The organism is Catellatospora sp. NPDC049609 (assembly GCF_040675365.1).
Lineage (GTDB): Bacteria > Actinomycetota > Actinomycetes > Mycobacteriales > Micromonosporaceae > Catellatospora.
Genome location: NZ_JBFAOU010000316.1, coordinates 1 through 4,817, shown reverse-complemented (window position 1 = coordinate 4,817; position 4,817 = coordinate 1). Strand labels below are relative to the sequence as shown.

The window sequence follows — 4,817 nt, the reverse complement described above, 5'->3', positions numbered from 1 at the left end:
CGAGCCGACGGGGACACCACCAGCGAGTCCCTCCGCGCCCTCAAACGCCGCCTCTCCGACGTCGTGTTCCGGGCACTCCTCACCGACGCTTGACAAGGAGCAAGTGAACGCAACCGTGATCCGATCCCAGCCTCCTTAAAACGAAATTGGCCCAAGGTATGGCCTGAGCCAAGCTCAAATCAGTCATTTAGAATCGGCAACTTCTCCTAGGGAAACACCCGTCAGTTTGCTTAGCGTATAGTCTACAACTGCCACCGTAGTCATGCTGCGACCCCGGCACTCGGCACTTTGAAAGAGCACATCCCCCAAGGCGCCGCGACATGTTTGAACCGACACGTTTACCTTCTCCACGAACGGCTCCACGACAAATGCCGCCAACGAGCGGTCCCTTGGCGCAAAGCCGCTCAATATTGCCGCTTCCTCATAAAGTCCCAATTCCACGAGCAGCGTTATAACAGCCCTCAAGGCACATTCTAAGGGAACATCATTTCTAAGACCTTGCCACCGGCCCAGTAGCTTGACGTACGCGCTAATTGACTTCTCTAGACTTCCGAAGGTCATTTCGGCGAGCGCGGCAGCCACCATTGTCTCATGAATCATTAGCATGTGATTGGCCGCTTCAGCCAGTTCGACGCTTTCCCAATACCAATGTAGGGCTTGACTGGGATTGGGATCTTCGACCGTATGCACTTCAGCCATCACCATGTGGCAAGCGGCCATCAGGTCAGTCCACCCGGCTTGCCGCGCGTCGGCTCTTGCGCTATCGATCAGGCTTTGAGCCTCCGCCGTCATGCCAGCCCGAGTGCTAGTGCAGCCTTGAAGCATTCTGGCACATATTTCTAGGTAGGCGTTACCCGCCTCGCGTGCCTTTTCGCGCGCCCTTGCATACCACGCCGCTGACTCGGAAAATTCACCCCGTAGCTTATAAATGTCGCCCATTGTGAGCGCCAGTGCGGCGATGTCGCTAGCAGATGCGGAAAAATGAAGAGCGGTCTCTACTAAGTCCTGACTGCCCGGGACGTCACCCCCAAGCCACCGGCCCATTGCCGCCACTGCATAAACGCCGCCGACACCCTCGGTCTCAACCGATGTGATTCGGATTGCATCCTCACACCAATCAAAGACTTCGGCATTGAGCGATGCCGCCGCATACGGATAGAGTGCAGACGTCAAATGAATTAGCGTGTCGGTGTCGTTCGCTTTGGTCCATGACCTGACGTGACGCAGGTTGCTAATCTCTGCGTCGATTTCGCGGATCCATTGCGCAGGTTGCTGGCGCAAGATGTCCACGACAAATTTTGTATAGTAGTCGGCACAACGCTGTTCGAGCGAATCGTAAAGCCGGCGCTCATGCAGTCGACGCTTGCCGAAGGCCCGGATTGTCTCAAGCATTTTGTATCGGCTGGCCGCACCGTGCTGCACACGTTGAATCAACGAACGTTCGCATAGGTTTACTATCGTCTCGACCTTGTCCGCATCCGAAATTCCCACTTCAACGATGTTGATCACCGCATCAAGCCCGAATTCGCCAGGCAATACAGAAATCTGATCAAAAACGTCCTGTTCGGGCGGCGACAACAACCTGTAGGACCACTCCACGATACGGTCGAGCGATCGATGGCGTTCGGCCGATCCAGCAAAATTCGCCTTCACAAGGCCTGGCTCGCTGCGCCAGCGGTCCAATAGATCCGATAAACTAATGGCACGTACCCGACTCGCGGCCAGCTCAATCGCGAGAGGAAGCCCGTCGAGCTCCCGGCAAAGTTGAACTATGTCGGCATGCATCGTCGCTAGAAAGTCGGCCGAACGATCGCCCGCCCGAGCGCGGTCCAGGAAAAGCTCTATTGCCGGTGAGGTTGCGGAAGATTCTGTCGTCGTCGGCAACGGCAGCGGCAGCGGCAGTATCGGGAATACCTGCTCGGAAATAACTCCGAGTCGCGTCCTGGTAGTTGTTAGTACATTCACCTGCTCGGTGGAATCCAGGAGGCGGTCCACGAATGCGGGCAACTCTTGATCTCCCAAAAGGTGCTCACAATTATCCAGGATAACCAAGTAGGCTCCCGAACCCAGAAGGGCGAATACTTGCTCCTGGAGTTCTTGACGAGCATCAGGCAGAGCCCCCGCGGCAGTAGAGAGGACGCCCAGAGCATCTCGCATGGTTGTAACGCCTGCGAGGTCACAGAAAATTACACCATCTGGCGCTTCAACGACTGTGGATGCAGCCTGGAGGGCAAGTCGCGTCTTTCCCACGCCTCCAGCGCCGACCAGAGATAGGAGACGATGGTCCTGAAGCAGCTTGCCGATAGTTTCCAATTCCCGTTCTCGTCCGAAGAATTTGTCTCGCCGTTTCGGCGTTGACGGAAACGTCAAGCGCATTGGTTCAGGTTCTGTATCCAAAAATTCATTTGCCCGTACATGTTGTTGCGTCAGGCTTGGATCATCGCGCAGAATTCGAATGTGCAGTTCCTGCATAGCGGGCGAGGGCTCGACGCCTAATTCTTCTGCTAACACCATCCGGAACTCGGCGTACTCTGCAAGAGCTTCGTTGGGTCGGCCTGCCTGATGCAGCGTTCGCATCAACTGCTGACGAAGTCCCTCCCTGAGCGGCTGGCGATCGATCGCGGTTCGCAGAAACCCCAAAGCACCCACATAATCGCCAAGCTGGCACAGGCGATAGGATCGTTCTTCCAGCGCGACGTCTTTTAGGGCCTCAAGCCGCCCGGCCTCCGCCATTGCGAATTCTTCCGTTGCAAAGTGCCCGAAAGCTCGACCACGCCAAAAGGCCAATGCATCCGCCAAGACCACGTCGGCAGCTCGTGGATCGGCTAGACGCTTTGAACTAGCTATCATGTCCTCGAAAGCAAATGCATCGATAGAGCGCCTTGGCGCATCCAGGGCATACTCCGAAGACTGTGTGTCTATACTCCATCCGTCGAAGTTCCTGATCATACTTCGCAGCCTGGAAATTAAGGTATGCAACGCCGCCCGCGTGTTGTTGGGCAACGCGTCGCGCCATATCGCGTGCGCAAGCTCGTCTACGCTCACATAGGCTCCGTGATGTACGACCAGCGCGGCGGTAAGTGCCTGCAGATTGCGTGACGCTCCCAGGAGCGCGCTAGGGCCGCTTCTTAGTTCCAGAGGCCCGAGCACCCTGAGCCTGATGCCCGAATCATGATCGTCTGTCATGTCCGTCCATTCTGCGCATAGCTCTCGGAGAACTCTTAAATTCATTAATGCGGTGTTCGCGATATTCGAAATGATGGTCGCGCTATCTTTCATCCCGCCGACTTATATTAGTTCGCTCGCTCAGTTATCGGAAGTGCCGATTTGGCCGGTTTCACCAGCTCTGCTGATGTTGCCGGATTACACACCTCGTAGCACAGCAAAGCGTGCGTGTCCGATCCTCCATGGTCCGATCTAACGCCGGGGGCGGTGCCCAGCTTGAAGCTGCCCGGCTTGGTTCACAGGAGCTTCGCTCGTGTTTGGTCGTTCGGACGCTCACACGCTATTTGCCGGTTTTAGGTGGCTGGAGAACCCAGCGACAGCTCGGGCGGTTCTGCAGGCTACACCGAGCCCGACCAGGCCTACACCGCTCGATTGAGCTTGGCGGAGCGTGAGGCGTCGGCCGCCTGCCCACGGGCGGCTGCGACCAGCGGCGATCTGTTCCACCGTGCGAAGCGGCGACGCTTGAGGGTAGCGGGGCCGAGCTTGCGAACATTGTCGGGATGTCGGCGGCAGCCGAGGGCGTTCCGGCGACAGCGAAGTGCCCACGACTGCACCGGGGCGGCAGGACTCGACCAACGGCTGTGCATGACCAGCTCCGAGGTTCAAATGTGGTGAGGACCCGCAGACCAGCGGGGACACAGCAGGCTATCTGTCTCCAGCGCGCTGATGACAGATGTCACCGCAGAAACTCAGCGCCAATGATCAACTGTGCCCGAGCGTAGCTCCGGCCTCGGCAGTACTCCGCGTCCGGAGGTCAGGCTGTCCCTCGATCGGCTCAAAGGGTGCAGAAGTAACGTGGCACGACTGCGCCGCGTCCGCTAGGAACGCCGCGCCGACATCCATCAGGCCCTCGTCAGTCTCGCCTGCTCGATCATCTGCCTACGCCACCCAGCTCTCAACGAGGTTCTTCCCGAACTACCGCTTCTATAGTTCGTCAAGCCATGTCGCGGTAAGGACTCGGAAGAGTTAGCGGGTAATGTAGCGCTTCAGGCATCGGTGCACTTCTGCGGTCTACTTGCCTTCGGTCCGGCGCCTGGCAACGTACTCCCGTGTCCGCGGGCAACTCGTCATCCGGCTCAGCGTGATCGTGTGGGTGGCACGGTTCAACGCGCGGTCACCCCCGCGGTTTGAACCTCCACCTGGTCGTCAACCGCTGCTGGCAGGAATCGAGCACGTCCCGGCCAGAGACGCGAAGGCCGCTTCGTCGCGGCAGCGGCCGCCGTGGGACAAGGACACGATCGCCTGGGCTGCGCTGACCGGTCCGATGCCGTGCCGGGTGAGCAGCGTCGAGCGAACACGCGACGCAGGGGCCTTGCGTACACGGCTGGGCAGACTCAGCTGCCCCTCGGTATTTTTACGCCTCGCGGCTGCGGCCAGAGGACATTCACTGGCTGACCATACGCGGTACTCAACCCGCGGGACCGCAGCCCGTCGGCGCGCACGAGACCCTGCACCAACAGCGCGGCCTAAACGGCGGCCGAGCGATCGAGATCGACCACAGTGAGGTCATTTCATCCTGATTGGCGTCGATGTCGAGTGGTGTAGGGCCAGGATCGCTCGCGCGATGGTGCCGGTCTTGCTGACGGTGCAGC

2 protein-coding genes are annotated in these 4,817 nt (G+C 58.7%); both read right to left on the bottom strand.

The window, feature by feature from the left end:
• Positions 1 to 183: 183 nt before the first annotated feature.
• The gene (locus AB0J67_RS39145; RefSeq protein ID WP_363490559.1) at positions 184 to 3,045 is read right to left on the bottom strand and encodes a BTAD domain-containing putative transcriptional regulator; all 2,862 of its coding nucleotides are present in this window, start codon (positions 3,043 to 3,045) and stop codon (positions 184 to 186) included.
• 1,326 nt (positions 3,046 to 4,371) lie between these two features.
• On the bottom strand, positions 4,372 to 4,509 hold the full coding sequence (locus AB0J67_RS39140; RefSeq protein WP_363490561.1) for a transposase: 138 nt from the start codon (positions 4,507 to 4,509) through the stop codon (positions 4,372 to 4,374).
• Between the last annotated feature and the right edge of the window lie 308 nt (positions 4,510 to 4,817).